The organism is Modestobacter sp. VKM Ac-2982, assembly GCF_026967935.1.
In the GTDB taxonomy this organism is placed as follows: Bacteria; Actinomycetota; Actinomycetes; order Mycobacteriales; family Geodermatophilaceae; genus Modestobacter.
In genome coordinates this window covers 318,233-343,251 of record NZ_JAPVBL010000005.1, presented here as the reverse complement: position 1 = coordinate 343,251, position 25,019 = coordinate 318,233, and the positions used below count along the sequence as shown (strand labels likewise).

25 protein-coding genes are annotated in these 25,019 nt (G+C 73.6%); 13 read left to right on the top strand and 12 right to left on the bottom strand.

The features are described from left to right. Positions 1-46: 46 nt before the first annotated feature. Together O2W20_RS19030 and O2W20_RS19025 are read right to left on the bottom strand one after the other, a co-directional pair. Positions 47-421: a DUF3817 domain-containing protein gene (locus tag O2W20_RS19030; RefSeq protein ID WP_269171614.1), complete on the bottom strand. Its 375-nt coding sequence runs from the start codon at positions 419-421 to the stop codon at positions 47-49. Next, positions 411-776, bottom strand: coding sequence for a metalloprotease (locus O2W20_RS19025; protein WP_269157040.1), 366 nt, complete (start codon positions 774-776; stop codon positions 411-413). Before O2W20_RS19025 ends, O2W20_RS19030 begins: the two co-directional genes overlap by 11 nt. A 308-nt stretch (positions 777-1,084) precedes the next feature. Here O2W20_RS19025 and ctaC point away from each other — a divergent pair, with 308 nt between their 5' ends. Beyond that, entirely contained in the window at positions 1,085-1,957 is an 873-nt protein-coding gene (ctaC, locus tag O2W20_RS19020) for an aa3-type cytochrome oxidase subunit II (protein ID WP_269171615.1), read from the top strand. Positions 1,958-1,990: 33 nt separating this feature from the next. Next, a complete protein-coding gene (locus O2W20_RS19015; RefSeq protein WP_269171616.1) occupies positions 1,991-2,392 on the top strand; it encodes a cytochrome c oxidase subunit 4 in 402 nt (133 codons plus the stop codon). Between the two features lie 941 nt (positions 2,393-3,333). Here the strand turns inward: O2W20_RS19015 and qcrB are convergent. The 4 genes from qcrB to ctaE are packed head-to-tail and all read right to left on the bottom strand — an operon-like array spanning position 3,334 to position 7,629. Further along, entirely contained in the window at positions 3,334-5,016 is a 1,683-nt protein-coding gene (gene qcrB / locus O2W20_RS19010; protein ID WP_269171617.1) for a cytochrome bc1 complex cytochrome b subunit, read from the bottom strand. Next, complete coding sequence (gene qcrA / locus O2W20_RS19005) at positions 5,016-6,128, bottom strand: cytochrome bc1 complex Rieske iron-sulfur subunit (protein ID WP_269171618.1); 1,113 nt, start codon at positions 6,126-6,128, stop codon at positions 5,016-5,018. The genes qcrB and qcrA overlap by 1 nt, the downstream gene beginning before the upstream one ends. Then, the gene (qcrC, locus tag O2W20_RS19000) at positions 6,125-7,006 is read right to left on the bottom strand and encodes a cytochrome bc1 complex diheme cytochrome c subunit (protein WP_269171619.1); all 882 of its coding nucleotides are present in this window, start codon (positions 7,004-7,006) and stop codon (positions 6,125-6,127) included. The genes qcrA and qcrC overlap by 4 nt, the downstream gene beginning before the upstream one ends. Before the next feature lie 8 nt (positions 7,007-7,014). After that, positions 7,015-7,629, bottom strand: a complete 615-nt coding sequence (ctaE, locus tag O2W20_RS18995; protein WP_331253722.1) for an aa3-type cytochrome oxidase subunit III — start codon at positions 7,627-7,629, stop codon at positions 7,015-7,017. Between the two features lie 135 nt (positions 7,630-7,764). Here ctaE and O2W20_RS18990 point away from each other — a divergent pair, with 135 nt between their 5' ends. Further along, positions 7,765-8,187 (top strand): hypothetical protein, encoded by a 423-nt coding sequence (locus O2W20_RS18990; protein WP_269171620.1) that lies wholly within the window; start codon positions 7,765-7,767, stop codon positions 8,185-8,187. A 4-nt stretch (positions 8,188-8,191) separates the two neighbouring features. Continuing rightward, positions 8,192-9,238: an anthranilate phosphoribosyltransferase gene (trpD, locus tag O2W20_RS18985; RefSeq protein WP_269171621.1), complete on the top strand. Its 1,047-nt coding sequence runs from the start codon at positions 8,192-8,194 to the stop codon at positions 9,236-9,238. A 69-nt stretch (positions 9,239-9,307) separates the two neighbouring features. Here the strand turns inward: trpD and O2W20_RS18980 are convergent, their stop codons facing one another. Beyond that, positions 9,308-9,598 carry an Lrp/AsnC family transcriptional regulator gene (locus O2W20_RS18980; protein WP_269157032.1) on the bottom strand — a complete coding sequence of 97 codons (291 nt, stop codon included), beginning with the start codon at positions 9,596-9,598 and terminating at the stop codon, positions 9,308-9,310. Then, complete coding sequence (locus O2W20_RS18975) at positions 9,595-11,457, bottom strand: DEDD exonuclease domain-containing protein (RefSeq protein WP_269171622.1); 1,863 nt, start codon at positions 11,455-11,457, stop codon at positions 9,595-9,597. Before O2W20_RS18975 ends, O2W20_RS18980 begins: the two co-directional genes overlap by 4 nt. A 347-nt stretch (positions 11,458-11,804) precedes the next feature. Between O2W20_RS18975 and O2W20_RS18970 the strand changes: the two genes are divergently transcribed. The 4 genes from O2W20_RS18970 (at position 11,805) to O2W20_RS18955 (ending at position 16,083) form a co-directional block, all read left to right on the top strand. Then, complete coding sequence (locus O2W20_RS18970) at positions 11,805-12,176, top strand: hypothetical protein (RefSeq protein WP_331254126.1); 372 nt, start codon at positions 11,805-11,807, stop codon at positions 12,174-12,176. Between the two features lie 308 nt (positions 12,177-12,484). Then, positions 12,485-13,582: a C40 family peptidase gene (locus O2W20_RS18965; protein ID WP_269171623.1), complete on the top strand. Its 1,098-nt coding sequence runs from the start codon at positions 12,485-12,487 to the stop codon at positions 13,580-13,582. An 87-nt stretch (positions 13,583-13,669) separates the two neighbouring features. Continuing rightward, positions 13,670-14,953: a M48 family metallopeptidase gene (locus tag O2W20_RS18960; protein ID WP_269171624.1), complete on the top strand. Its 1,284-nt coding sequence runs from the start codon at positions 13,670-13,672 to the stop codon at positions 14,951-14,953. Next, positions 14,950-16,083 carry a glycosyltransferase family 4 protein gene (locus tag O2W20_RS18955; RefSeq protein WP_269171625.1) on the top strand — a complete coding sequence of 378 codons (1,134 nt, stop codon included), beginning with the start codon at positions 14,950-14,952 and terminating at the stop codon, positions 16,081-16,083. The genes O2W20_RS18960 and O2W20_RS18955 overlap by 4 nt, the downstream gene beginning before the upstream one ends. Before the next feature lie 31 nt (positions 16,084-16,114). Here O2W20_RS18955 and O2W20_RS18950 read toward each other — a convergent pair whose 3' ends face one another. Next, positions 16,115-17,848, bottom strand: a complete 1,734-nt coding sequence (locus tag O2W20_RS18950) for an AMP-dependent synthetase/ligase (protein WP_269171626.1) — start codon at positions 17,846-17,848, stop codon at positions 16,115-16,117. A 234-nt stretch (positions 17,849-18,082) separates the two neighbouring features. On the opposite strand from O2W20_RS18950, the gene O2W20_RS18945 reads away from it, so the two are divergent. From O2W20_RS18945 to O2W20_RS18930, 4 genes are read left to right on the top strand one after another with little or no spacing between them, the layout of a single operon-like run. Then, complete coding sequence (locus O2W20_RS18945) at positions 18,083-18,514, top strand: SRPBCC family protein (RefSeq protein ID WP_269171627.1); 432 nt, start codon at positions 18,083-18,085, stop codon at positions 18,512-18,514. Continuing rightward, a complete protein-coding gene (locus O2W20_RS18940) occupies positions 18,514-19,695 on the top strand; it encodes an ArsA family ATPase (protein WP_269171628.1) in 1,182 nt (393 codons plus the stop codon). The genes O2W20_RS18945 and O2W20_RS18940 overlap by 1 nt, the downstream gene beginning before the upstream one ends. Next, positions 19,692-20,165 (top strand): hypothetical protein, encoded by a 474-nt coding sequence (locus O2W20_RS18935; RefSeq protein WP_269171629.1) that lies wholly within the window; start codon positions 19,692-19,694, stop codon positions 20,163-20,165. The genes O2W20_RS18940 and O2W20_RS18935 overlap by 4 nt, the downstream gene beginning before the upstream one ends. Then, entirely contained in the window at positions 20,162-21,196 is a 1,035-nt protein-coding gene (locus O2W20_RS18930) for an ROK family glucokinase (protein WP_269171630.1), read from the top strand. Before O2W20_RS18935 ends, O2W20_RS18930 begins: the two co-directional genes overlap by 4 nt. Before the next feature lie 68 nt (positions 21,197-21,264). Here O2W20_RS18930 and O2W20_RS18925 read toward each other — a convergent pair whose 3' ends face one another. The 3 genes from O2W20_RS18925 to O2W20_RS18915 form a co-directional block, all read right to left on the bottom strand. Further along, on the bottom strand, positions 21,265-22,503 hold the full coding sequence (locus O2W20_RS18925) for an ornithine cyclodeaminase (RefSeq protein ID WP_269171631.1): 1,239 nt from the start codon (positions 22,501-22,503) through the stop codon (positions 21,265-21,267). A gap of 70 nt (positions 22,504-22,573) precedes the next feature. Beyond that, positions 22,574-23,266, bottom strand: a complete 693-nt coding sequence (locus O2W20_RS18920) for a hypothetical protein (protein WP_269171632.1) — start codon at positions 23,264-23,266, stop codon at positions 22,574-22,576. Further along, positions 23,263-24,054 carry an alpha/beta hydrolase gene (locus O2W20_RS18915; protein WP_269171633.1) on the bottom strand — a complete coding sequence of 264 codons (792 nt, stop codon included), beginning with the start codon at positions 24,052-24,054 and terminating at the stop codon, positions 23,263-23,265. Before O2W20_RS18915 ends, O2W20_RS18920 begins: the two co-directional genes overlap by 4 nt. Positions 24,055-24,149: 95 nt before the next feature. Here O2W20_RS18915 and O2W20_RS18910 point away from each other — a divergent pair, with 95 nt between their 5' ends. Continuing rightward, on the top strand, positions 24,150-24,932 hold the full coding sequence (locus O2W20_RS18910) for a lysophospholipid acyltransferase family protein (protein ID WP_269171634.1): 783 nt from the start codon (positions 24,150-24,152) through the stop codon (positions 24,930-24,932). Positions 24,933-25,019: the final 87 nt, after the last annotated feature.

Genomic DNA, 25,019 nt, shown 5'->3' with positions numbered 1-25,019 from the left:
GGTCTCCAGGTGGTGGGGGGAGGGAACGGGGCCGACGGCCCCGGGGTCAGACGCGCTCGCCGGCGCGGGTCTTGCGGGTCGCGATCCGCTCGGCGAGGAACGACAGGATGGGCACCGTGCCGGCCAGCAGCACCAGCACCGAGCCCTTGATCGTCCACCGGGCGCGGAGCGCCAGGTCGCAAGCGGTCACGAAGAAGATCGCGTAGAGCCAGCCGTGCGCGGTGCCGATGACCTCCACGGGGCCCTCGACCTCGGCGAGGTACTTCAGCGGGACGGCGACCAGGACGAGGGCGATCAGCAGGACGCCGACGACCCACGCCATCACCCGGTAGCGGCGCAGCGCAGCCGGGACGTCCTGTCCGACCCGGCGGGCGAGCGCGCGCGGCAGACGCGAGGCGGTCGCCGTGCGGTCAGCGGTCACTGCTGCTCCCGGGCCGGAGCGCCTTCTCGTTGAGCTCGGCGAGGTAGGCGTTGTAGGCAGCCAGCTCCGGATCGCCCGTGGTGTCGATCCGCGGCCGCTGGTAGAGCACCAGCGAGGAACCGGGCTCGTCGTCCGCGGGGTCCCGGGCCAGCTCGTCCTTGCACATCTTGAGGTAGAAGCCCAGGCCCATGAACCCGTACAGCGGCCACTGGAGCGCGTAGCTCCAGTTGACGGCACCGCCACCGGCCTCGGCCTTCGTCAACTGCCAGTAGCCGAGGAAGAACGTCATCACGAAGAGCGCCACGACCACCAGGTGCATGAAGAGCCACCCGGGGCTGAGCAGGCGTCGGTACACGCCCGCGACTGTAACCGCCGGGACCGGCGGCAGGCCGTCGCCCAGGGCGTGGTCCGGAGCACGTCGACCCCACGCCGGCGGTCGGCGCCGGGCTCGCCGCCCGCCGGAGTGGACGCCATCGACCGCGTCCGACCAGCGGCCCCGGGCGACCCGCCGGGGCGGTCCTCCCGCCCCCGGAACGACAGGCGGGGTCGGCTAGTCTCGGCGAGACTGTGGTCGGGGTGGGCAGAGCCCGTCGGGCAACCGAGGAGCACCCGCCGGTGAGACCGCGTGGCGTCGCCACGCGGGGGATGAGGAGGCAGCGGGCAGTGGCTCGACGCAGCAAGCTGGCGAAGGTCGCCGGGCTCGGTCTCCTGGGAGCGCTGACGCTCAGCGGGTGCGAACTGACGGGCAGTTGGGTCAGTTGGGGATGGCCTGAGGGCATCACCGACCAGGCCGAGGCGATGCACGACCTGTGGATCGGTTCGACGATCGCTGCCCTGGTGGTCGGCATCGGGGTGTGGGCGCTCATCGCCTACGCGACGATCCGGTACCGGAAGCGCGGGAACGAGCTGCCCCGGCAGACCGCCTACAACCTCCCGCTCGAGGTCGTCTACACGATCATCCCGTTCCTGATCATCGCGGTGCTCTTCTTCTTCACCGTGAACACCCAGAACGAGGTCCGTGACGTCAGCGAGGACCCCGACGTCACGGTGGCGGTCAACGCCTTCAAGTGGAACTGGCAGTTCGTCTACCCGGAGACGGAGACCGAGGCGGGTGAAGCGGTCTCGACCGTCGGCACCAGCACGGAGATCCCGATCCTCGTGGTCCCCACCGACCGGACGATCCGGTTCGAGCTGGCCTCGGCGGACGTCATCCACTCCTTCTGGGTGCCGGAGTTCCTCTTCAAGCTGGACATCATCCCGGGCCAGGACAACGGCCGGGACAACGTCTTCGAGGTCACGGTCCGCGAGGAAGGCGCCTACGTCGGCCGCTGCGCCGAGCTGTGCGGCACCTACCACGCGTTCATGAACTTCGAGCTGCGGTCGGTCACGCCCGACGCATACGAGACCTACCTCGAAGCGCGCGAGGACGGACTGTCGACCTACGACGCCCTGGTGCTCATCGACGAGCCCGGCAATGCGGTCTCCACGCAGCCGTTCGCGCCTCAGCGCGAGCAGGCGGTGGCCTCGGATGACTGACGCGATCACCCCGCACTACCAGGAGGAGCGGCCGTGAAGGTCGAAGCACTCATCTTCAACTTGATCACGGTGTTCTGCCTGGTGACCGCGGTGGTCTACGGCTTCTGGGCGCGTGAGCCGATCGGGACGACGGCGCTGGCTCTGTCGGGTGGCCTCACCGCCCTCATCGGTGGCTTCTTCTGGTTCGTGAGCCGTCGCATCGACGAGCGCCCCGAGGACCGCAAGGACGCCGAGATCGCCGACGGGGCGGGCGAACTGGGCTTCTTCAGCCCGGCGAGCTACTGGCCCTTCGGGCTGGCCTTCTCCGCCGGCATCATGGGCCTCGCGCTGGCCTTCTGGTACCCGTGGCTGGTGCTCATCGGTGCCGTGGCGCTCATCGTGACCATCGGTGGGCTGCTGTTCGAGTACTACGTCGGGCAGAACGCGCACAGCTGATCGCCAGCAGGACCGCACGACTCAGCGGGGCCCCTTCCCAGTCGGGAAGGGGCCCCGCTCGGCGTCCGTACCCGCACACCGACCAGGCGCAGGCTGAGGTGGCCGGGAACTGGTCGCCGGCCGGCCTCCGCTGAGCCAGGAGGACCTCAGAACGTCAGCCGAGCGTCGTGGGTGAGCGGACCAGTTCTCAGCAGGGCCGCCCATCCTCCCGCCAGGGACGTGCATCCTCCGCCAGGGCCGCCCATCGCCGGAGGGAGGCGAACCCGGCCGGGACGCGGTCCAGGGCCCTGGGGGACGCCGCTGCCACCGGAGGGCCCGGGCGTGGAGAGGTCCAGCCGTGAGATGCCCAGCGCGTGCGGATGCCTCCGTGGCGCAGGTGCCCGCGGCGAGGGTGACGCGGCATCCGAGCAGGGCGCCCCACAGCAGGCCTCGGGACCTCGGGCGGCGGAAGGGAGCTGCCGCGTGCCGCGTGCCGCGAGCCGCGTGCCGCGTGCCGCGTGCCGCGTGCCGCGCTGCCGCGTGCCGTGGGGGTGGGCTGAGCAGAGCCAGGCCCCTGCCGGCTACGAGCCGGCGGCAGGGAGTCAGAGGGCACTGAGGGCCACCACAGCGGGCGGGTCACGCCCATCCTGCGGTGTGGTGAGGACCGGCGGCGCCGGAGGGCCTTCACTGGTGACCAGCAGACGGCCGCCTTCCCGACGATCACGGACTGAGCGGGTGGACACGCCGCTACAGATCGGCATGCCGCCCCGTCAGCCCGAGCCCGAGCCCGAGCGCCGGTGCGACGGCGGAGTGTGGGGGTGCCGGCCGGCGGCACGGGCAGCCCCCTGGCCGGCAGCCCCCTGGCCGGCAGCCCCCTGCCCGGTTGGGCCACGGCACCCAGCCGTGAAGACAGCAGGCCCCGACGGAGGAGTCCGTCGGGGCCTGCTGTTCGCTGCGGTGGGTCAGTCGCGCGGAGCCTGCGGCCGCCCGCCCTCGGAGGGACGCCCGCCCTCGGACGGTCGACCAGAGCTGATGGTCTGGCGGTCGGACTGCTCCGCCTCCAGCCCGCGGGCTTCGAGCTCGGCCTGCCGCTGCACCTCGGCCGGCTCCTCGATCGGCTTGAAGAAGCCCTTGATCGCCCGGCGTGCGCCGCCGACCTGGTTCATCTTCTTGGGCACCGAGGCCCCGCCGTAGGCCAGCTGACCGTGACCGTGCTCGTCCACCGGGCCGAGGGGCTGGTGCACCTCGATGAACTCACCACTGGGCAGCCGCCGGATGACCCCGGTCTCGATGCCGTGCTCGAGGACCTCGCGGTCGTGCCGCTGGAGCCCCAGGCACAGGCGGTAGGTCATCCAGTAGGCGAAGGGCGGGAGCACCAGGCAACCGATCCGACCGAACCACGTCATCGCGTTGAGGCTGATGTCGAACTTGTCCGCGATGACGTCGTTGCCACCGGAGATCCACAGCACGACGTAGAACGTCAGCGCCATGGCCCCCACCGCCGTCCGGACCGGGACGTCACGGGGGCGCTGCAGCAGGTGGTGGGACGCCGTGTCCCCGGTCAGCTTGCGCTCGATCATCGGGTAGAGCGCGAGCACGGTGAACATCAGGCCGGCACCGACGACGGTCGGCCAGAACAGCGCCGGGATCGTGTAGTCGCCGGGCAGGTTGATGTCCCAGGCCGGGAAGAGCCGGGTCGAACCATCGAGGAAGCCGATGTACCAGTCCGGCTGCGAACCGGCCGACACCTGCGCCGGGTTGTACGGACCCCACAGCCAGATCGGGTTGATCTGGACGAGACCACCCAGGGCGGCGCACAACCCGAACACGATGAACAAGAGGGCCGTCGCCTTGCCGGCGAAGGTGGGGAAGAGCCGGTTCCCGACGACGTTGTGCTCCGTGCGACCGGCACCCGGGAACTGGGTGTGCTTCTGCTTGACCAGGATCAGCAGGTGCGCGGCGATCAGTGCGAGCAGGATCGCCGGGATGATCAGCACGTGGGCGATGTAGAAGCGCCCGATGATCTCCGTGCCGACGTAGTCGCCGTTGAAGACGGCCCAGTGCGCCCAGGTGCCGATGACCGGGAGCGACAGGATGATCGCGCTGATGATCCGCAGGCCCGTTCCCGACAGGAGGTCGTCGGGGAGGGAGTAGCCGGTGACGCCCATGAGCAGCGCCAGGACGAGCAGGACGACGCCGATCAGCCAGTTGGTCTCACGCGGCCGCCGGAACGCACCGGTGAAGAAGATGCGGATGAGGTGGATGACGATCGCGGCCACGAACAGCAGGGCTGCCCAGTGGTGGATCTGCCGGATCAGCAGCCCGCCGCGGACGTCGAAGGAGAGCCCGAGGGTCGACTCGTAGGCCGCCGACATCTCCACGCCCCGCAGGGGTGCGTAGACGCCCTCGTAGACGACCTCTTCCATGCTGGCGTCGTAGAAGAACGTCAGGTAGGTGCCCGACACCAGCAGGATCATGAACGCGTAGAGCGCGATCTCCCCGAGCAGGAAGGACCAGTGGTCGGGGAAGACCTTGTTCAGCGTCCGGCGGAGCGGACCGGCGACGATCAGGCGATCGTCGACCTCGAGGGCTGCTTGCCCGATCTTGGTCGTCGGCGCACCAGGCGCCGCCGTGGTGGTGGCCATCAGATCCGTTCCCGGTTCCAGTAGGTGGGGCCGACTGCCTCAATGTAGTCGCTCCGTGCCACGAAGTAGCCCTCGTCGTCGACCGTGATGGGCAGCTGGGGGAGTGGGCGGGTCGCCGGACCGAAGACCGGCTTCGCGCCCTGGGTCACCAGGAACTGCGACTGATGACAGGGGCAGAGGATGCGGCCCGTCTCCTGCTCGTAGAGCCCGACCGGGCACCCGGCGTGGGTGCAGATCTTCGAGTAGGCGACGTAGTCGCCGTAGGAGAAGTCGGCCTGACCTTCCCTCGGCTCCTCGCTGAGCTGCTGCTCCGGCCGGAGCCGGATCAGCATGGTCGCCGCGTCTGCCTGGAAGTTGCCGCCGGCGACGGCCGGGAAGACCGTCTCCAGGGAACCGGGCTGCTGGTCGCCGGGGCGGATCGGAGTGCCGTCGTCGCGCAGCAGGCGGACGCCCTCGGCCCACGACGTGGTGCCGAGCGGGTTGCCGGTGTTCGGGTTCTTGATGAGGCCACCGAGCGGGGCGATGAGCATGGCGCCGAACGCGACACCCATCCCACCGATCGTGCCCAGGAGCAGCTTGCGGCGGGGGAGCCCCGACTTGTCCAGGCCGCTCATGAGGGTGGCGCCGGTGGTGACGCGGTCGAAGTGGGAACCGTCGTGCTTGTCCTGGACCGCGGTCTCGTGGGGAAGCAGCTTCTTGACGTACTGGACCAGGCCGATGCCGATGCACAGCAGCGACAGGCCCATCGCCAGACCGAGCAGCGGGGTGAACAGCGCGCTCCAGGGAGCGGCCCCCACCTCCCACTCCCAGTCGGGGAGGAACCACCCGGAACCGGCGTAGACGACCAGGAAGGCCACGGCGAACACCCCGGCGAGGGCGAACCACATCGTCACCTGGCGGGTGGCCTGCTTCTCCAGTGCCGAACCCGGAACGGGGCCGGGTTCGACGTGGAGCACCTCGACGCCGTCGTAGCGGGCACCCAGCCGGTCCAGCTCCGTGCGGTCCATCGCGGCGAGCTGGGCCGGCGTGTACTCGTCGTCCGGGCCGCCGTGGCTGGGTCCGCTGGCGCGGTCCCCGCCGGCCGAACCGGGGTTCTTGTCGGTCGTGCTCACGCCTTCGTCCCCATCCAGAAGATCCCGAACAGCAGGGCGCCGACACCGGCGACCCAGATCACCAGGCCCTCGGCGACCGGACCGGCGCGGCCGATCGGGGCGCCACCGGGGTCGGCCTGGTCCTGGATCGTCTGCACGTAGTCGATGACCGAGCGCTTCTCCTCCGGCGTCAGCTGGTTGTCACCGAAGACCGGCATGTTCTCCGGACCGGTCAGCATGGCCGCGTAGATCTGCTCGTCGGTCAGGCCGTCCAGCGAGGGTGCCCGCTTGCCGGAGGAGAGGGCACCGCCCTCCCCGACGAAGTTGTGGCAGGAGGCGCAGTTGAGGCGGAACAGCTCACCGCCCTCGGCCAGCTCGCCGTCGCGCAGGTCGCCCGAGGGGACGGAGGGGCCGCCACCGTTTGCCTGGACGTAGGCCATCAGCTGGGCGATCTCCGCCTCGGTGAAGATGACCGGGTGCTCGGGCGCCTGGGCCTCCTGGCGGACCAGCGGCATGCGGCCGGTGGAGACCTGGAAGTAGACGGAGGCCGAGCCGACGCCGATGAGCGACGGGCCGCGGTCCTCCACGCCCTGCAGGTTGGAACCGTGGCAGGTGATGCAGCTGAGGACGTAGAGCTCGCGGCCGGCTTCGACGGCGATGGACTCCGTGTCCGACTGTTCGTCAGCGGCGATCGCCCCCGGGGCGAAGGCGGAGTAGCCGACCCCGGTCAGGACCAGGGCGGCCATCAACCCGGCCACGTTGGCCAGGCGGCGGCGCTGCTTGGAGCGGCGCCGGTCACGGGCGGCGGCGGCCGGCGTTCCAGCGGCTGGCCGGCGACGCAGCAACCCGCGGCGGCCGCCCTCGAGAGGGGCTTCGGACGAGGCGTTCGTGGTGGACACCCGGTTCCCTACTTGATCAGGTAGATCGTGATGAAGAGGCCCACCCACACGACGTCGACGAAGTGCCAGTAATAGGACACGACGATCGCCGAGGTCGCCTGGGCGGGTGTGAAACGGCCCATCGTGGACCGGATGAGCACGAAGACGAAGGCGATGAGGCCGCCGATCACGTGCAGGGCGTGGAAGCCCGTCGTCAGGTAGAACACCGACCCGTACGACGACGAGGAGATCGTCGTGCCGTGGTCGACGACCAGGGTGCGGTACTCCCACATCTGGCCGAGCACGAAGGTCAGCCCCATCACGAACGTGATGGTGAACCAGCGCCGCAGTCCGTAGACGTTGCCGATCTCAGCGGCGAAGACGCCGTACTGGCAGGTCACCGACGAGGCGACCAGGATCAGCGTGAAGGCCAGCGCGTACGGCACGTTCAGCTCGGTCGGCTCCGGCGGCCAGCCGTCCTCGGCTCGGGCACGGGCGGTGAAGTACATGGCGAACAGGCCGGCGAAGAACATCAGCTCACTGGCGAGCCAGACGATCGTGCCGACGCTGACCATGTTCGGTCGGGTCAGGGAGTGCACCCGCGAGGTGTCGAAGGTGCTGCTCGCCACGGGGGCCGTTGTCACCGGCTCATCATGGCATCGGGACAGCCGTCCCACGACGCGGGGTGGGTGGGCGTGGCGCGCCCGGTCCGGCCACCCGGGAGCGGCTCGGCACGCCGCCTTCCCGCCCCTCTTCCTCCGGGCACTAGGCTCGCGAGGGTGAGCCCCGACTCCGCACCGGCCACCGTGCTGGTCTTCAGCCAGCGGGCCGAGGTCCGCACCGCCGTCCGGACGGCCCTGGGCAACGCGCCGGCCGCCGACGTGGGACCGCTCACGTACCTGGAGTGCGCGACCGCCGACGAGGTGGTGGCGGCCGTCGACCGCGGCGGCGTCGACCTGTGCGTGCTGGACGGTGAGGCCCAGCCCACCGGTGGCATGGGGATCAGTCGCCAGCTGAAGCACGAGATCGCCGACTGCCCCCAACTGGTGGTGCTCATCGCCCGGCAGGCGGACCGCTGGCTGGCCCACTGGTCGATGGCCGACGCCACGTTGGCCTACCCGGTGGACCCGCTGACCGCGCCCCAGGTCGTCGCCGGGCTGCTGCGGGACCGGGCAGCACAGCGCCCGTCCGTCCGTCGCTGACCCGATGACGTCAGCCAGCCCGACCTGGCCCGGCCTGCTCACCCGGCTCACCCGCGGTGAGCACCTCGGGGTCGAGGACACCCGCTGGGCGATGCGGCAGGTCATGACGGGGGAGGCGACGCCGGCGCAGGTGGCCGGGTTCGTCGTCGCCCTGCGGGCCAAGGGGGAGTCACCGGAGGAGGTCTCCGGGCTCGCCGCCACGATGTTGGAACAGGCCACCCCGGTGCAGCTGCCGATGGACTGTGTCGACATCGTCGGCACCGGGGGCGACGGCGCGCAGACGGTGAACATCTCCACGATGGCCGCGATCGTCACCGCAGCGGCCGGCGTCCCCGTGGCCAAGCACGGCAACCGGGCTGCGTCCTCGGCCTCGGGGACCGCCGACGTCCTCGAGGCGCTCGGGGTCGTCATCGACCTGCCGGCCCCGTCCGTGGCCCGGTGCGTGCTCGAGGCGGGGATCGGCTTCTTCTTCGCGCCCGTCTTCCATCCCGGGATGCGGCATGCCGCCGCGCCGCGTCGGGAGCTGGGGATCGGCACGGTCTTCAACTTCCTGGGCCCGCTGACGAACCCGGCCCGTCCGGTGGCGGCCGCGATCGGCTGTGCCGACACCCGGATGGCCCCGGTGCTGGCCCAGGTGCTCGCCGACCGGGGCACCCGGGCACTGGTGTTCCGCGGGGACGACGGGCTGGACGAGCTCACCACCAGCACGACCTCGGCGGTGTGGGTGGTGCGCGACGGGGAGGTGGTCTCCGAGCGGCTGGACCCGACGGCGCTGGGCATCCCGGTGTCCGGGCCGGGGGCGCTGCGCGGAGGCGGTCCGGAGGTCAACGCCGAGGTCGTGCGTCGGCTGGTGGCGGGTGAACCGGGACCGGTCCGCGACGCGGTGCTGCTCAACGCGGCCGGGGCGCTCGCCGCGTTCGACGCCCGTGGGTCGCGGCTGCACGACGCGCTGGGGGCGGGGCTGGAACGGGCTGCGGCCGCCGTCGACGACGGCAGGGCAGCGGCGAAGCTGGCGGACTGGGTGCGGGTCAGCCGCGCCGCGCGCGGGTGAGCACCAGGTGGCTCTCCGGCCCTGCCCGCCGGGGGGCCCGGAACGAGGGCGCCCGAACCGCGGGGTGAGCTACTGGTCGGTCGACTCGAAGCCGATCGAGAACGCGGCCTCGAGGTCGTGCCGCGAGTAGGCGCGGAAGGCGATGTGGGTGGCGGTGTCGACGACACCGGGCACCTTGTTGATCCGCCCGGCGATGACCTGGGCGATCTCCTCGAACTCGTGCACGCGGACGAGTGCGACCAGGTCGACGTCGCCGGCGACGGAGTAGACCTCGCTGACCCCGGGCAGCGCGGCGACCGCCTCGGCCACCTCGCCGATCGAGTCGGTGGCGGCATCGATCATCACGATGGCGGTGATCACGTCCGGGATGCTAGCCCGGTCGCGACCCGGCCGCGCCGCCCGGCGGCGTGCCGGCCTGCCACCGGCGCACCCGCGGTGACCCGGTCGGGCTGGCTGCGGGTGCTGAGCGACCGGGTGTCGGCGAACGGGTCGCGCTCGGCGAGGCCGGCGTCCACCTGGGCGAGGAAGCCGCTGTAGCCACCCGTGCCCGGGGTGCGGCTGGCCAGGGTGCCGGTCAGGTCGACCAGGCGGGTGCCGGGCTTCTCCATCCAGCGCAGCACCAGTTCCGTCTCGTCGACGGAGGCGGCCAGCTCGTCGTCCGGCCCGGTCGGGGTCTCGGCGGTGGCGCGCAGGTCGGCCAGGTGACCGCGGACGGAGCGCCCGCGTTCGGCGACGCCGGCCGCCACCAGTCGGCCCCGACGGACCACCGCCAGCTGCCAGCCCCCGGCGCCGTCGGGCCGGGCGAGGACGAGCTCGGCCACGGTGGCCAGCGACTGCAGGCGCTGTCGCCGCCGGACCGCCCGGACCAGCACGGCCACCCGGTCGCGCAGCACGGCCGCCTCCTCGTACCGGCCCTCGCCGGCCAGCCGCTCGACCCGGTGCAGCAACGGGGCCACCAGGTCGCGGGGATCGGACTCGACGGCCGCACGGAACACCGCCGCTATCTCGGAGTACTCCTCGCGGGACTGGTCGCCGGTGCAGGGCGCCCCGCACCGGCCCATCCCGGCCAGGGCGCAGGCGCTGCCCAGCACCGTCAGCGACAGGCGGGAGGTGCACTGGCGCAGCGGCAGGGACTCGTGCACGGCGGCGACGGCGGTGTCGGCTGCCCGCCGGTCGGGGAAGGGGCCGAGGAACGCTCCCGCGCCCGGCCGCACCCGGCGCACCACCGACAGCCGGGGGAACGGCTCGTCGGTCAACCGGACCCACAGGGCGCGCTCGGGGAACCGGGACCGCCGGTTGTACCGGGGCTTGTGCTCGGCGATCAGCCGCAGCTCCCGGACGGCGGCCTCGAGGTCGTGCGCGCACGGCAGCGCCTCGACCCGCTCGGCGAGGGTGATCATCTCGGTCATCCGGCTGCGCTGCTCGCCGGCGGAGAAGTAGGTGCGCACCCGGCTGCGGAGGTCGCCCGAGGTGCCGACGTACAGCGGTTCGTCGCGCGGGCCGCGGAAGACGTACACCCCGGGACCCGAGGGCACGTGCTCAGCGAGATGACGCTTGCGGCGACGGCGCGGGTCGACCTGGCGGGTCAGCCCGGTCAGCTCCTCGAGCGAGGTGATGCCCAGCGGCCCGAGGCGCTCGAAGAGCCCGTGCAGGACGTCGACGGTCGCCCGGGCGTCGTCCAGTGCCCGGTGGCAGGGCTGCGTGGAGGTGGAGAAGTAGGGCGCCAGCGTGGCCAGCTTGCAGTTGGGCACCTCGTCACGGCTGAGCAGCCGGCGGGCCAGGACGGCGGTGTCGACCGAGGCGAACACCGGCCAGGGCACCGCGCTCGCCTCACAGGCCGCCCGTAGGAACCCGAGGTCGAACGGGGCGTTGTGGGCCACGAGGACGGCGCCGCGGGCGAACTCCAGGAAGGCCGGCAGCACCGCGTCGATCCGGGGCGCCGCGGCCACCATCATCGAGGTGATCCCGGTCAGCACGCTGATGTAGGGCGGGATCTCGTGACCGGGGTCGACCAGGGTCTGGAACTCGCCGAGCACCTGACCGCCGCGGACCTTGACCGCCCCGATCTCGGTGATCGCGCTGTTCTTCGGCGAGCCCCCGGTGGTCTCCAGGTCGACGACCACGAAGGTGACCCCGGCCAGCGGGGTGCCCAGGTCGTCGATCGTCGCCTGCTGGAAGCGCGGCTCGTCCCGGGCCCCGGGCCGGCCGGGCAGTGCCACCTGTCGCCACGGTGAGGGGGCGGGCGCCGCGGTGGTCGGGGGGACCGGAGGTGGTCCCGGTGGTGCTGCTGGGGGCGGGGCAGGTACGGATGGCACGGCGCGGACGCTAGGTCGGGGGTCCGACAGTCCCCGGGAGGCCACGCCGTAGGGGCCGCTGGCCGGAGCCGTGGGGGCCGCTGGCCGGAGCCGTGGGGGCCGCTGGCCGGAGCCGTGGGGGCCGCTGGCCGGAGCGGTGGGGGCCGCTGGCCGGAGCCGTCCGGGCTCCCCGCCCGGGAGCTGAGCAGAACTGTCGGTGGTCGCTCCTACGGTCCGCGGTGTCTGGACCTCAGGAGACAAGGAGAGCCGCCGTGCTCATCGACTGCGACACCTGCACCGTCCGCGGTCAGGGCTGCGACGACTGCGTCGTGACCGTCCTGCTGGGCGCCCCACCGGACTGGCGGGGGAGCGCGCCCACGGTCGTCCCGCTGACGCGACGCCGGCCCGGCGTCTCTGCCGGGGTCCCGGCCGGCGAGGGCCTGCTGGCGGCCGGTGCCGCGCCGGGGGAGGCGACCGCAGACGGCGAGAGCCGGCCCGGCGAGCGTGTCGCCGAGGCCGCGCGCCCGGTCGTCGAGTGGGACGACGTGGAGCGACGAGCCGTCCGCGCCTTGGCAGAGTTCGGGCTGGTTCCGCCGTTACGTCATCAGGATGCGTCCTCTCACGGCGACCGCCACGTGAGCTGACAAATCGCACTGCTGTGATTTGGCAGGTCCTGGGGTCCATTCGCGGTTTGACGGGGCTAGGTCTCGGTCCGGTCACGGACCTACGTTCGTCGTGTCCGAGCGAGACGAAGTCACCACAGAGGGTGACCTCGGTTGGACACCGCCGAACCGCCGACCCGCGCCCGGGTGGTGGACCGGGGAGCGCCTCGACACCGAGGTGGGTCTCGGGCATCGGGACACCGTGCCAGCGGCCGGGGCTCGTGCAGAGCCCGGCTGCGTCGGGTGACCCGGCAGGCGGTCCGAATCGGAGAAACGGAGTCCCGCCGCCCGTGGCGAGCCCTCAGCCCCGCGCCCTGCCCGCCTCGGCGACCCTCGTCGCCGCCGCCACCCCGGTGCACGCGCGCTGCGGTCGTCTCGCCGGCCGGCTGGGCATCGGGATCGTGGCCGTCGTCGCCGCGAGCCTGACCCTGGCGGTCCTGCCGGGCGACGCCGCTGCCACACCGGGTGGCCAGGTCGCCGAGGCGACGAGCCCGGAGCAGGCCACCCAGCTGGTCGCCGATGCGACCCACGAGCTCGAGGTCGTCACCGAGCAGTTCAACGAGGCACAGGAGACGCTGGCCGAGCAGCAGGCAGCCGCAGCTGCCGCAGGCCGGGCGGTCGCCGATGCCCAGGCGCAGCTGGTCGCCCTGGACGAGCAGGTGCGCCGAGTCGCCCGCAGCGCATTCACCGGGGAGCACCTGTCCCGCTTCAACGCCCTCATGAGCAGTGGGTCGGCAGACGAGTTCCTCTCCCAGGTCACCACCCTGGACGCCATCGCCGGGCACACGGACGACGTCCTCTCCCAGGTCACCGCGGCGGCGACCGCTGCCGCACAGGCCCAGTCGCAGGCGGAGGCCGCCGCCGCGGCCGCGGCCGAGACGCTGCAGGACGTCACCGCCCGCCAGCGCGACCTCACCTCGCGGGTCGACGAGTACCAGGCGCAGTACGACGCGCTGAGCGTGGTCCAGCAGGAGGAGGTGGTCGTGGAGCACGCCGGCCCGGTGCTCGAGGCGCCGGCCGAGGTGGTGGCCACCAGCGCCTCGGCCCAGGTCGCCGTGGACACCGCCATGGCGCAGCTCGGTGACCCCTACGTGTGGGCCGCCGGCGGGCCGGACGCCTTCGACTGCTCGGGCCTGACCCAGTACGCCTACGCGGCGGCCGGGGTGGCCCTGCCGCACTCCAGCCGCCTCCAGTCCACGATGGGGACCGCGGTCTCCCGGAGCGCCCTGCAGCCCGGTGACCTGGTCTTCTTCCGCAGCCCGGTCAGCCACGTGGGCATGTACATCGGCAACGGCCAGATGGTGCACGCGGCCACCTTCGGCGTCCCGGTGCAGGTCACCAGCGTCGACATGGCCGGGTACGCCGGGGCACGCCGCATCCTCGGCTGAGCCGGCGATCCGGCCGTCCAGCCGGGTCACAGGGAGCCTGCCTAAGCTCGGCGTCGTGCACCTCCCGCCTCGTTCGACAGCCCGCGGATGAGCCGGGGAGGAGCCGCCGGGTCGCGGCGCGCCGCTCTGTTCGTGGCCGCGGTCCTCGGCGCCGCCCTGGTCGTCGTGATCGTGGTGGCCACCCCGTGGGACGTGCTGCCGGTGCCGCCGGGGGGCCGCACCCCCGTCGACCCGGGCGCCGCCTTCGACCCGGAGCAGGTGACCCGGGCCGAGGCCTTCGCCGCGGCGCTGCGCCCGGCCTCGCTGACGGCCCTGGTGCTGAGCCTGCTCGTCTCGGCGGTCTTCGGGCTCACCCGGGCCGGCGCGGCGACCGCCCGGACCGTCGCCCGTCCGCTGGGCGGTGGCTGGGTGTGGCAGGTGCTGCTCGGCTCGATCGTGATCCTGCTCGTCGGCCGGCTGGTGACCCTGCCGCTGACCGCCTACGGCGAGGTGGTGCGGCGCCGCTACGGCCTGTCCACGCGGGGGTGGGACCTGTGGGCGCGTGACGTCGCCACGTCCTTCGCCATCTCCGCCGGGCTGACCGCACTGGGTCTGCTGGCGCTCGTGGCTCTCGCCCGGCGGACCCCACGCACGTGGTGGGCGTGGGCGGGTGCGGCAGCCGCATCGTTGGTCGTCGTCGGGTCGTTCCTGTACCCCCTGGTGTTCGAGCCGGCCTTCAACCGCTTCGAGTCCATGCCGGCCGGCCCGCTGCGCACGGAGCTGATCGAGCTCGCCGAGCGCAGCGGCTCGCCGGTCGACGACGTGCTGGTCGCCGACGCCAGCCGGCGCACCACCGCGCTGAACGCCTACGTCTCCGGCTTCGGCTCCACCCGGCGGATCGTCGTCTACGACACGTTGCTGGACCAGCGGCCCGACGAGGAGATCGTCTCGATCACCGCCCACGAGCTCGGGCACGTGGCCAACGACGACGTCCTCACCGGCACGTTGATCGGGGCGCTGGGCGCCGGGGCGGGCGTCGCGCTGCTGGGCTGGCTGCTCGGCTCGACCCCGCTGCTCCGCCGGGCCGGCGCGGAGGGCCCCGGGGAGGGGGCGGTGGTGGGCCTGCTGCTGCTGTTGCTCTCCCTCGGCACCCTGGCCTCGACGCCGGTGCAGAACCTGGTCTCCCGGCACATCGAGGCACGGGCGGACCTGCACGCGCTCGACCTGACCGAGGACGCGGACTCGTTCGTGGCGGTGCAGCAGGCCCTGGGGGGCGCCAACCTCAACGACCCCGATCCGCCCGCGATCTGGCACTGGGTCTTCGGGTCGCACCCCACGGCGCCGCAGCGGATCGCCTTCGCCGCCGACTGGGTGGCGGTGCGCGACCGGTGAGCGGAGGTCGCACGCTGGTCGTCACCAACGACTTCCCGCCCCGGCAGGGCGGCATCCAGACCTTCGTCGCCGCCCTGCTGGCCACCCGGCCGCCGGAGTCGCTGGTCGTGCTGGCCTCGGACCATCCCGGCTCGGCCGTTTACGACGCCGCGCTGCCCTACCCGGTGGTGCGGGCGCCCACCGGCATGCTGCTGCCGACGCCGGGAACCGCCCGGACGGCCGCCCGGCTGGCCCGCGAGCACGGCTGCCGGACGGCGTTCTTCGGTGCCGCCGCACCGCTGGGGCTGCTGGCGCCGGCGCTGCGCCGGGCCGGGGTCGAGCGGCTGGTCGGGGCCACGCACGGCCACGAGACCGGCTGGGTGGCGCTGCCCGCGGCCCGGCAGCTCCTGCAGCGCATCGCCGCCGGCCTGGACGTGCTCACCTACATCAGCGAGTACACCCACGGTCGGCTGGCCCCGGCGCTGGGGGACCGCACGCAGCTGGTCCAGCTCTCGCCCGGGGTTGACGTCGACCGGTTCACCCCGGACGCCGACGGGGCCGCCGTCCGCGCCCGGTACGGCCTCGGGTCCGACCCGGTCGTGGTCTGCGTCTCCCGGCTGGTGCCGCGCAAGGGGCAGGACGTGCTGGTCGAGGGCTGGCTGCAGGTGCTGGCCCGGCACCCCCGGGCGAAGCTGCTGCTGGTCGGCGGCGGCCCGCTGGAGCCGGCGCTGCGACGCAGGGTCGCGGCCCGGGGGCTGGCCGGATCGGTCGTCCTGACCGGGGGAGTGGCACCGGCGGACCTGCCGGCGCACTACGCGGCCGGGGACGTGTTCGCCATGCCGTGCCGCACACGCCGCGGTGGGCTGGACGTCGAGGGGCTGGGCATGGTGTTCCTGGAGGCGGCCGCCGGTGGCCGGCCGGTCGTCGCCGGCACCTCGGGCGGGGCGCCGGAGACCGTGCAGGACGGGGTGACCGGGCACGTCGTGGACCCGCGGTCACCCGCCGCGGTCGCGGGTGTGCTGGCCGACCTGCTGGCTGACCCGGCACGCGCCCGGGCGATGGGCGCAGCCGGCCGGGCGTGGGTGGAGCAACGGTGGTCCTGGACGACGATCGCGTCCACCTTCGCCGACGTGCTCGACCCCGCGCCCTGAGCGCGGGGCCGAACAGGCCGGCTGCCAGGTGCTACCGGGCGTAGAGGGCCTCGACCTCGGCGCCGAACTCCTTCATCACCACGGCCCGCTTGAGCTTCAGGCTCGGGGTGAGGGTGCCGTTGTCCTCGGTGAAGTCGTCGCCGAGCACCCGGAACTTCTTGATCGCCTCGGCCTGCGAGACGGCCTTGTTCGCCTCGGCGACCGCAGTGTCCAGCTCGGCCAGCAGCTCGGGGTCGTCGCGCAGCTGCTCGGGCGTGAGCGAGGCGTCCTTGCCCTGGGCCTTCAGCCACGCGGGCAGGGCCTCGGCGTCCAGCGTGACCAGGGCGGCGATGAAGGGCCGCTGGTCGCCCACGACGACGCACTGGCTGACCAGCTTGTGCGCCCGCAGCCTGTCCTCGAGCACGGCGGGGGCGACGTTCTTGCCGCCCGCGGTCACCAGGATCTCCTTCTTCCGCCCGGTGATCTTGAGGAAGCCCTGGGCGTCGAGCTCACCGAGGTCGCCGGTGTGGAACCAGCCGTCGGCGTCGATGGCCTCCGCGGTGGCCTTCTCGTTCTTCCAGTAGCCGCGCATGACGATCCCGCCGCGCAGCAGCACCTCGCCGTCGTCGGCGATCGCCGCGTCGACCCCGGGCAGCGGGCGCCCGACGGTGCCGATGCGCAGCGCCGCGTCGTGGTTGACCGCGGCGGCGGCGGTGGTCTCGGTCAGGCCGTAGCCCTCGAAGATCGTCACGCCGATGCCCCGGAAGAAGTGGCCGAGTCTCTCGCCCAGCGGGGCGCCGCCGGAGATGGCGCCGGCGCAGCGTCCGCCGAGGGCCGCCCGCAGCTTGCCGTAGACCAGCCGGTCGAACAGCGCGTGCTGCACCCGCAGGGCCAGTCCCGGGCCGCCGGTGTCCTGTGCCCGCGACCAGTCGACGGCCACCTGGGCGGCCCGGTCGAAGACCTTGCCCTTGCCGTCGCCCTCGGCCTTGGCCTTGGCGCCGTTGAACACCTTCTCGAAGACCCGGGGCACGGCCAGCACGAACGTGGGCTGGAACCGGCCGAGGTCCCCGACCAGGTCCTTGAGGTCGGGGGTGTGTCCGATGACCGTGCGGGTGTTGAGCGCGCCCACCTGCAGGACGCGGGCCAGCACGTGCGCCAGCGGGATGAACAGCAGCAGCGACCCGTCGGCGTTCATGAACCGGCTGAGCAGGGTCATGCCGTTGCGGATCTCGAACAGGAAGTTGGCGTGGGTGAGCTCGCAGCCCTTGGGCCGGCCGGTGGTGCCGCTGGTGTAGATCAGCGTGGCCAGGCTGTCGGCGGAGAGGGTGGCCCGGCGGGCGGTCAGCTCGCTGTCGGGCACGTCGGCGCCGGCGGCGGTCAGGGTGTCCAGCCCGCCGTCGTCGATCACCCAGACCGGGCCCAGCTCGGGGGACTCGGAGCGCACGGACTCGACGGTCGCGGCGTGCTCGGCGCTCTCCACCACGACCGCGCGAGCGCTGGAGTCGGAGAGGATCCAGGCCACCTGGTCGGCGCTGGAGGTCTCGTACATCGGGACGACGACGGCGCCGGCGGTCCAGATCGCGTAGTCCAGGACGGTCCACTCGTAGCGGGTCCGGGCCATCAGCCCGACCCGGTCGCCGGCCTGCACGCCACCGGCGATCAGCCCCTTGGCGACACCGGAGACCTCGGCGGCGAACTCCGCGTAGGTGACGTCGACCCACTGACCGGCCTGTTGGCGGCGCAGCCCGACCTCGTCGGGGTGCTCGGCCGCGTTGGTGGCGACCATGTCCGTCAGGGCGTCTTCGGGTCCCACGCTGGCGGTGGGGGGAACGCTCAGTTCGCGCACGCCGTCCTCTCTGTCCTGGCCGGTCGGGGGCTCCGTCGCCCCGCCGCTCCGGACCAGGGTCCGGCACCCAATCTAGTCCGCTCGGCCACCGCGCAGTAGCCGAGCGGCCCCGGACGGGGCAGGTGGCCCGGGAGGAGGCCGGGTCGGAGGTGGGCAGCGACTACCCTCCGCCCCATGGCTGACCAGTCCACCCAGTCGATCGTCGTCGACGCGCCTGCGGCCGAGGTCATGGCCGTGATCGCCGACTTCCCGGCCTACCCGTCGTGGGTGTCGGCAGCCAAGCAGGTGGAGGTGCTGGAGACCGGGGCGGACGGCCGGGCCCGCCGGGTGCACTTCGTGCTCGACGCCGGTGCGGTCCAGGACGACTACGTCCTGGACTACACCTGGGACGACGACCGCCGCGTCGACTGGACCCTGGTGCAGGGTCAGATGCAGAAGCAGCAGGACGGCTCCTACTCCCTGGCCGAGTCCGGTGGCCGCACCACCGTCACGTACTCGATCACCATCGACCTGTCGATCCCGATGCTCGGGATGATCAAGCGCAAGGCCGAGAAGGTCATCCTCGACACCGCGCTCAAGGAGCTCAAGAAGCGCGTCGAGGGCTGATGGGCGCCGTGCAGGTCCTCCTCGTCACCGGCCCCGGTGGCGCCGGCAGCTCCACCGTCGCCGCGGCCACCGCCGCTCGGCTCGCCGCGGCCGGCTCCCGGTGCGTGCTGCTCACCGGTCAGCCGGCCGGGATCGCCGACCTCCCCGACCGGGTGACCGTCGACGTCGCCGCGCCGCAGCCTGCGCTGGAGGAGCTGTGGGCCCGGCACGCCGGGCAGCTGTCCGGGGCGCTGCCCCTGCTCACCGTGCCACCGGCGACCTCGGTCGTCCCACTGCCCGGCGTCGCGGAGTTCGCGTTGCTCACCGCCCTGGCCGGGCACCTCCGCGCCGAGGACGTCGACGTCGTCGTGCTGGACCCCGGTCCGACGGTGGCGGCGACGGCGCTGGTCGGCCTCCCGGGGGCGCTGCGGTGGTGGCTGGCGCAGGCCGCGCCCACCCGGCTCCGGGTGCTCGCCACGCTGCGGGCGGCCGCCACCGCAGGCCGCGCCGGCGTCACCGCCGGATTGCTCGCCGGTGCCGCCGCGACGGAGGAGCTGCTGGACGCCGTGCCGTTGGCCGACCCGGCCCGCACCGCCGTCCACCTGGTGCTGCGCCCCGACGCAGCGGCCGCCGACCACCTCCAGCACACGGCGACCGCGCTGGGCGTCCTCGGGCAGCGGATCGCCTCGGTCACCGTCGCCCGGCTGCTGCCGGCCGGGCCGGGGGAGTGGTGGCAGCAGCGGGCCGCGGTGCAGGAGCAGTCGGTGCGCTCGGTGCGCGCGCTGCTGGACCCGGTGCAGGAGGTCGCCGAGGCCGCCGTCGCGCCGACCACCGTCGCCGACCTGCTCGCGCTGGACGCCGCGGTGCCCGAGACCGCACTGCAGCCGCTGGCGCAGGCCGCGCCCCGCCGGGTGGACGGCGAGTGGCTGCTGGACGTGCCGCTGCCCTTCGCCCGCCGTGGCGAGGTCGAGCTCACCCGCTGGGCCGACGACCTGGTGGTCACCGCCGCCGGGGCACGCCGGTCGCTCGCGCTGGACGCCCTGGTGCGCCGGTGCACGATCTCCGGCGGGTCGCTGACCGAGCCGGGCACGGCCCGCGCGGTGCTGGAGGTCCGCTTCGTCCCCGACCCGGAGCAGTGGCCGGCCGGGCTGCTGGCCGCCGGTGCCGCGGCGGGTGCGCCGGCCGAGGGGAGCGGGACGTGACCGCGCCCGGCCCCGACTGGGTCGAGCAGGCCCGCCGGCTGGCTGCCGGGCTGGCGGCCGAACACGCGCCCGGCGCGCGGTTGACCGACGTGCTGGGCGGTCTGCTCGGCACCCCTGCCCCGCGGCCCGACCCGGCCCACCGACCCGAGGACGACGGTGCGGCCACGCCGCCCCCGACGGCGGAGGACTGCCGCTGGTGCCCGGTCTGCGCCGGTCTGGCAGCGCTGCGCGGACGCCGTCCCGACCTGGTCGAGGCGCTGGCCGACGTGCTCGCCAGCGCAGCGACCGCCCTCCGCGCCCAAGCGGCCCAGCAGAACTGCGCCCACGCGGCCGACCAGAACCCGGACGGCAGCGCTGCCGCGTCCGAGGACCCTGCCCCTGACGTCCGCGCCGCGGACGCACGAGCCCCTTCCGAGGAGACCGTGACCCACCCGGCCCCCGCCCCTGTCCAGCGGATCGACGTCGCATGACCGTCCCCGACCTGCAGAGCCACGGCCCGACCGCGACCGGCCGGGCCGCGCAGCTGCCCGCGCTGGGCATCGACATCGGCGGCACCAAGGTGGCCGGCGGCGTCGTCGCACCCGACGGCACGATCCTGGACACCGCCCGCCGGGCCACCCCGGGCAAGTCGGTGACCGCCACCGAGGACGCGATCTGCGCGGTGGTCGACGAGCTGGCGCAGCGACACGGCGACCCGCTGGTCGGCGTGGGCGTCGGCGCCGCCGGCTGGTTCGACCGCACCGGGGACACCGTGCTGTTCAGCCCGCACCTGGCCTGGCGCAACCAGGCGCTGCGCAAGGACCTCGCCGACCGGCTGCAGCGCCCGCTCTGGGTCGGCAACGACGCCGACGCGGCGGCCTGGGCCGAGTACCGCTACGGCGCGGCCCGCGGTAGCAGCCTGATGCTGATGATCACCCTGGGCACCGGGATCGGCGGCGGCATCGTCGTCGACGGCCGGCTGCAGCGGGGCTCGCACGGCGTTGCCGGCGAGTGGGGCCACATGCGCGTGGTTCCCGACGGCCGGCTGTGCGCCTGCGGCAACCGCGGGTGCTGGGAGCAGTACGCCAGCGGGAACGCGCTGGGCCACACCGCGCGGGAGGTGGCCGACAACTCCCCGGCGGCCGCGGCCGACCTGCTCGACCGGGTGGACGGCAACGCCGCGCGGATCACCGGTGAGGTGGTGGCGCAGGCCGCGGCCGACGGTGACCCGCTGGCGATCGAGCTGCTGTGCGAGGTCGGCACCTGGCTGGGGCAGGGGATCGCCGACCTCTCGGCGATCCTCGACCCGGACGTGGTGGTGATCGGCGGCGGGGTGAGCGTGCTGGGCGAGACGGTGCTGGCGCCGGCCCGGGAGCGCCTGGAGCGGGCCTTGCCCGGTCGTGGGTTCCGGCCGGGGCCGCGGGTGGTGGCCGCCGAGCTGGGTGCGCAGGCCGGGATGGTCGGCGCCGCCGACCTGGTCCGCCGCTCCGTGGCCGACGGCGAGGACCAGCAGCAGGTCTGACGGCGAGGAGCAGCAGCAGGGCCGACGGCGAGGACGGCAGCGGGGCCGGCGGCCCCGCTGCCGGGTGCTCACTCGGGGGCGAGCTCGCGGGCCAGCTGCTCCAGGAACAGGCCGATGTCGGTGACGATGCCCATCGCCTGGGCGCTGCCCCGGTCGGCCAGCTTGGTCACCGTCGCCGGGTTGATGTCCACGCACACCAGCGGCACCGACGCCGGGAGGATGTTCCCGGTGGCGATCGAGTGCAGCATCGTGGCGACCATGATCGCGAAGCCGACGTCGGGCAGCTCGGCGCGCATCGCCCGCTGACCGTCGATGACGTCGGTGATGACGTCGGGCAGCGGGCCGTCGTCGCGCACCGACCCGACCAGCACGAACGGCTTGCCGGCCTGCACCATCGCGTGCATGACCCCGCCGGTGAGGACGCCGGTCTCCACCGCCGCGGCGATCGACCCGGCTGCCCGGATGGTGTTGATCGCCCGGATGTGGTGCTCGTGGCCGTGCGGCACGCCGGAGCCCTTGGCCAGGTCGACCCCGAGCGAGGTCCCGAAGAGCGAGGACTCGATGTCGTGGGTCGCGAGCGCGTTCCCGGCGAAGAGCACGTCGACGTAGCCGGCCTGCACCAGCCGGACCATCGCGGGCGCGGCACCGGTGTGGACCACGGCCGGGCCGCCGACCCACAGCACCCGCTTCCCGGCGGCCTTGACCTCCCGCATCCGCTCGGCGATCTGGCGCACCAGGAGCGCCTGGGGCTTCTCGCTGGAGACCGAGGAGGACATGAACCCGAAGTCGTCCTCGTCGCCGCGGGGGGCCTGTGGCGGCAGCTCCACCCGCACGCCGTGGGCGCCGCAGACCACGGCGTCCCCGGCCCGGACGTCGCTGACCGGAACGGTGCGCACGACCGGTCCGTCGGTGACGACCAGACCGCAGTCCATCTCCGGCTGCTGCACCCGCAGCCAGTCCCGGTCCAGCCGGACCAGGGTCTCCAGGTTGGTGGTCGAGTAGAAGTCCTCTGGGAAGACGCCGTCGGAGGGGGCGGGCCGGGTCGTCGCCGTCCCGGGGTCGACGGCGTTGGCCCCGTGGACCTGCACCCGCATCAGGATCCGGTCCAGCAGCTCGGGCTCGCTCGCGCTGACCTCGACCAGCGCCCGGGACTCGTCCTGGTGCTGCCGGCCCAGGTCCAGGCGGTCGATCCGGTAGTCACCGCCGTACTCGAGGACGTCGTCGAGCACCCGGGCGAGGATCCCGGTGTCCATCAGGTGACCGGTCAGGGTGACGACGGCGGAGTGCGTCGAGGAGGGGGAGCTCATCCCCGTGACGCTATCGGCTCGAGCGGTGTCCGCCGGGAGCTCGCGAGGAACGGGCGCGCGGGGTGCCCCCTCAGACGACCGCGCCGTCGTCCCCGTCGCGGTCGTCGCGGTCGCGCATCCGGGACACCAGCACCCCGACGCCGCCGACCACCGCGGCCACCCCGAGCACCAGGCCCAGGTCCAGCGACAGGCCGACCCGGGTCGGGGCGACGAGGAGCACGGCACCGACGGCGATCAGCAGGAGCGCGTACAGCGAGGCCGGCGCGAGCACCGGCAGTGGCGGGGGCGGGGGCGGCTCGTAGTGGTCGTCGAAGGCCTCCAGCACCGACCGCTCGGCCGGCGGCGGGGGCGGGTCGTCGCGTGGTTCGGCGGCCACGACGTTGCGGCCGTGTTCGGCCTCGAACGCGGCGACGATCCGGGCGAACTCGGCGTCCTCGTCGGTGGCCCGCTCCGACCGGGGCGGCATCGGGCGGGGTGCGGCCGGCTCGTCGGTGTGCGGGTCGACGACGCCGGCGGCCTCGGTGCGCCGCGCCCGGTCGACGAACAACCGGTCCGAGGGCGGGCTGGGGAAGGAGACGCTGCGGGTGTAGGGCTGCACGTCGGTGGCCGGCTCGAGGTAGGCGGCGATCCCCGCCGCGGCCAGCAGGTCGAGCAGGTGCTCACCCACCCGCGGGTCGACGTCGCGCAGCGGGTGCCACAGCGTCGCGTCCAGCCCGTTGTCCCGACGGCCCCGGCCGCGGCCCGGACCGCGGGGGAGCGTCACGAGCTGCGCTCCCGGGCGGCGGGCACGCGCTCCCGGATCCACTCGACGGACCGGGCGAAGAGCATCGTCGCGTCGTTGTCCAGGGTGGCCACGTGCCAGCTCTCGTGCAGCAGCACCTCGGTGGTGTCGGTGCTGCCGACGCCGGCCAGCAGCACCCGGGTGGAGGCGGGTTCCACGACGTGGTCGGTGACGCTGCGGAACACCAGCAGCGGAGCCCGCACGGCGCCCAGGTCGGCGCGGACGGCGGTCCACAGCCGACGGAGTCCCAGCGCGGCCCGGGTGGGCAGCCGCGGGTAGGCCAGCTCGACCGAGCCCGGCTTCTTGATGTCGCCGGCGACCGGCGCCCAGGCCGGGGTGAGCCGGGCCAGCAGCGGGAGCAGCCGGGCGTCGCGCCGTTCGGTGAGCAGCGAGGGGTTGACCAGCACCAGGGCGGCGACGTCGTCCGGACGCCGCTGGGCCAGCCGCAGCGCCAGGGCGCCGCCCATCGACAGGCCGGCCACCACCACCCAGCCGCACCGGGCGCGCAGGTCGTCCAGCGCCGCGGACAGCTCCTGGTACCAGTCCTCCTCGGTGCTGGCGTTGGCGTCCTGCCAGCGGGTGCCGTGGCCGGGCAGCAGCGGGCAGCGCACGGTGAAGCCGGCGGCCGCCAGGTGCTCGCCCCAGAGGCGCAGGCTCTGCGGGGTGCTGGTGAACCCGTGGCACAGCAGCACCCCGACCGCTCCGCCCGGCAGGTCGAACGGGTCGGCGCCGGGCATCAGCGGCCCGGCCTGCGGTGCGACCTGCGGCATCGGTCCTCCGGGGCGGTGAGTGGCCGTGCGGCGGCGGCTGGGATTGTGGGGGTGTTGTGCGCCTCCTTAGTCTGACAGTCGCTGAGGGAGGCGCGTTGTTCTACTGGTTCCTCAAGTTCGTGGCCGTCGGGCCGATCGTCAAGCTCGTGTTCCGGCCGCGCGTCGAAGGTGTCGAGCGCGTGCCGGCGACCGGTGCGGCGATCATCGCCAGCAACCACCTGTCCGCGGCGGACTGGATCTTCATGCCGCTGTCCCTGCGCCGGCGGGTCACCTTCCTGGCCAAGGCCGAGTACTTCACCGGCACCGGGCCCAAGGGGGCCGCGCAGCGGCTGTTCTTCGGCGGCAGCGGCCAGGTGCCGATCGACCGGACCAACGCATCCGCGGCCGAGGACGCGATCCGCACCGGCATCCGCATCCTCAGCCGGGGCCGGCTGCTCGGGATCTACCCGGAGGGCACCCGGTCGCCCGACGGCCGGCTCTTCCGGGGGAAGACCGGCATCGCCCGGATGAGCCTGGAGACCGGCGCGCCCGTGGTCCCGGTCGCGATGGTCTACGAGCCGCGCTCGGTGCCCCTGCCGGGCAGGCTGGGCCGCCGGCTCAGCAAGCACCTGCTGCGGGTCGTCGTGCGGTTCGGTGAGCCGCTGGACTTCTCCCGCTACGACGGTCTCTCCGGCGACCGCTTCGTCGAGCGGTCGATCACCGACGAGATCATGTACGAGATCATGGAGCTCTCCGGCCAGGAGTACGTCGACCTCTACGGCGCCAAGGTGAAGAAGTCGATGGACACCACCGGCATCACCGCCACCGAGGCCGTGTCCCGGCTGCAGCCCCCGCCGCACGAGGCCGCCGACCGGCTGCCGAGCTCACTCGCCGGCTGAGCACCGCACCGAGGCCATCAGCCGCGGGAGGTCGACCGGGCCAGCGCGTCCGGCTCGACCCGTCCGGTGGTGTCGCCGGACGCCGAC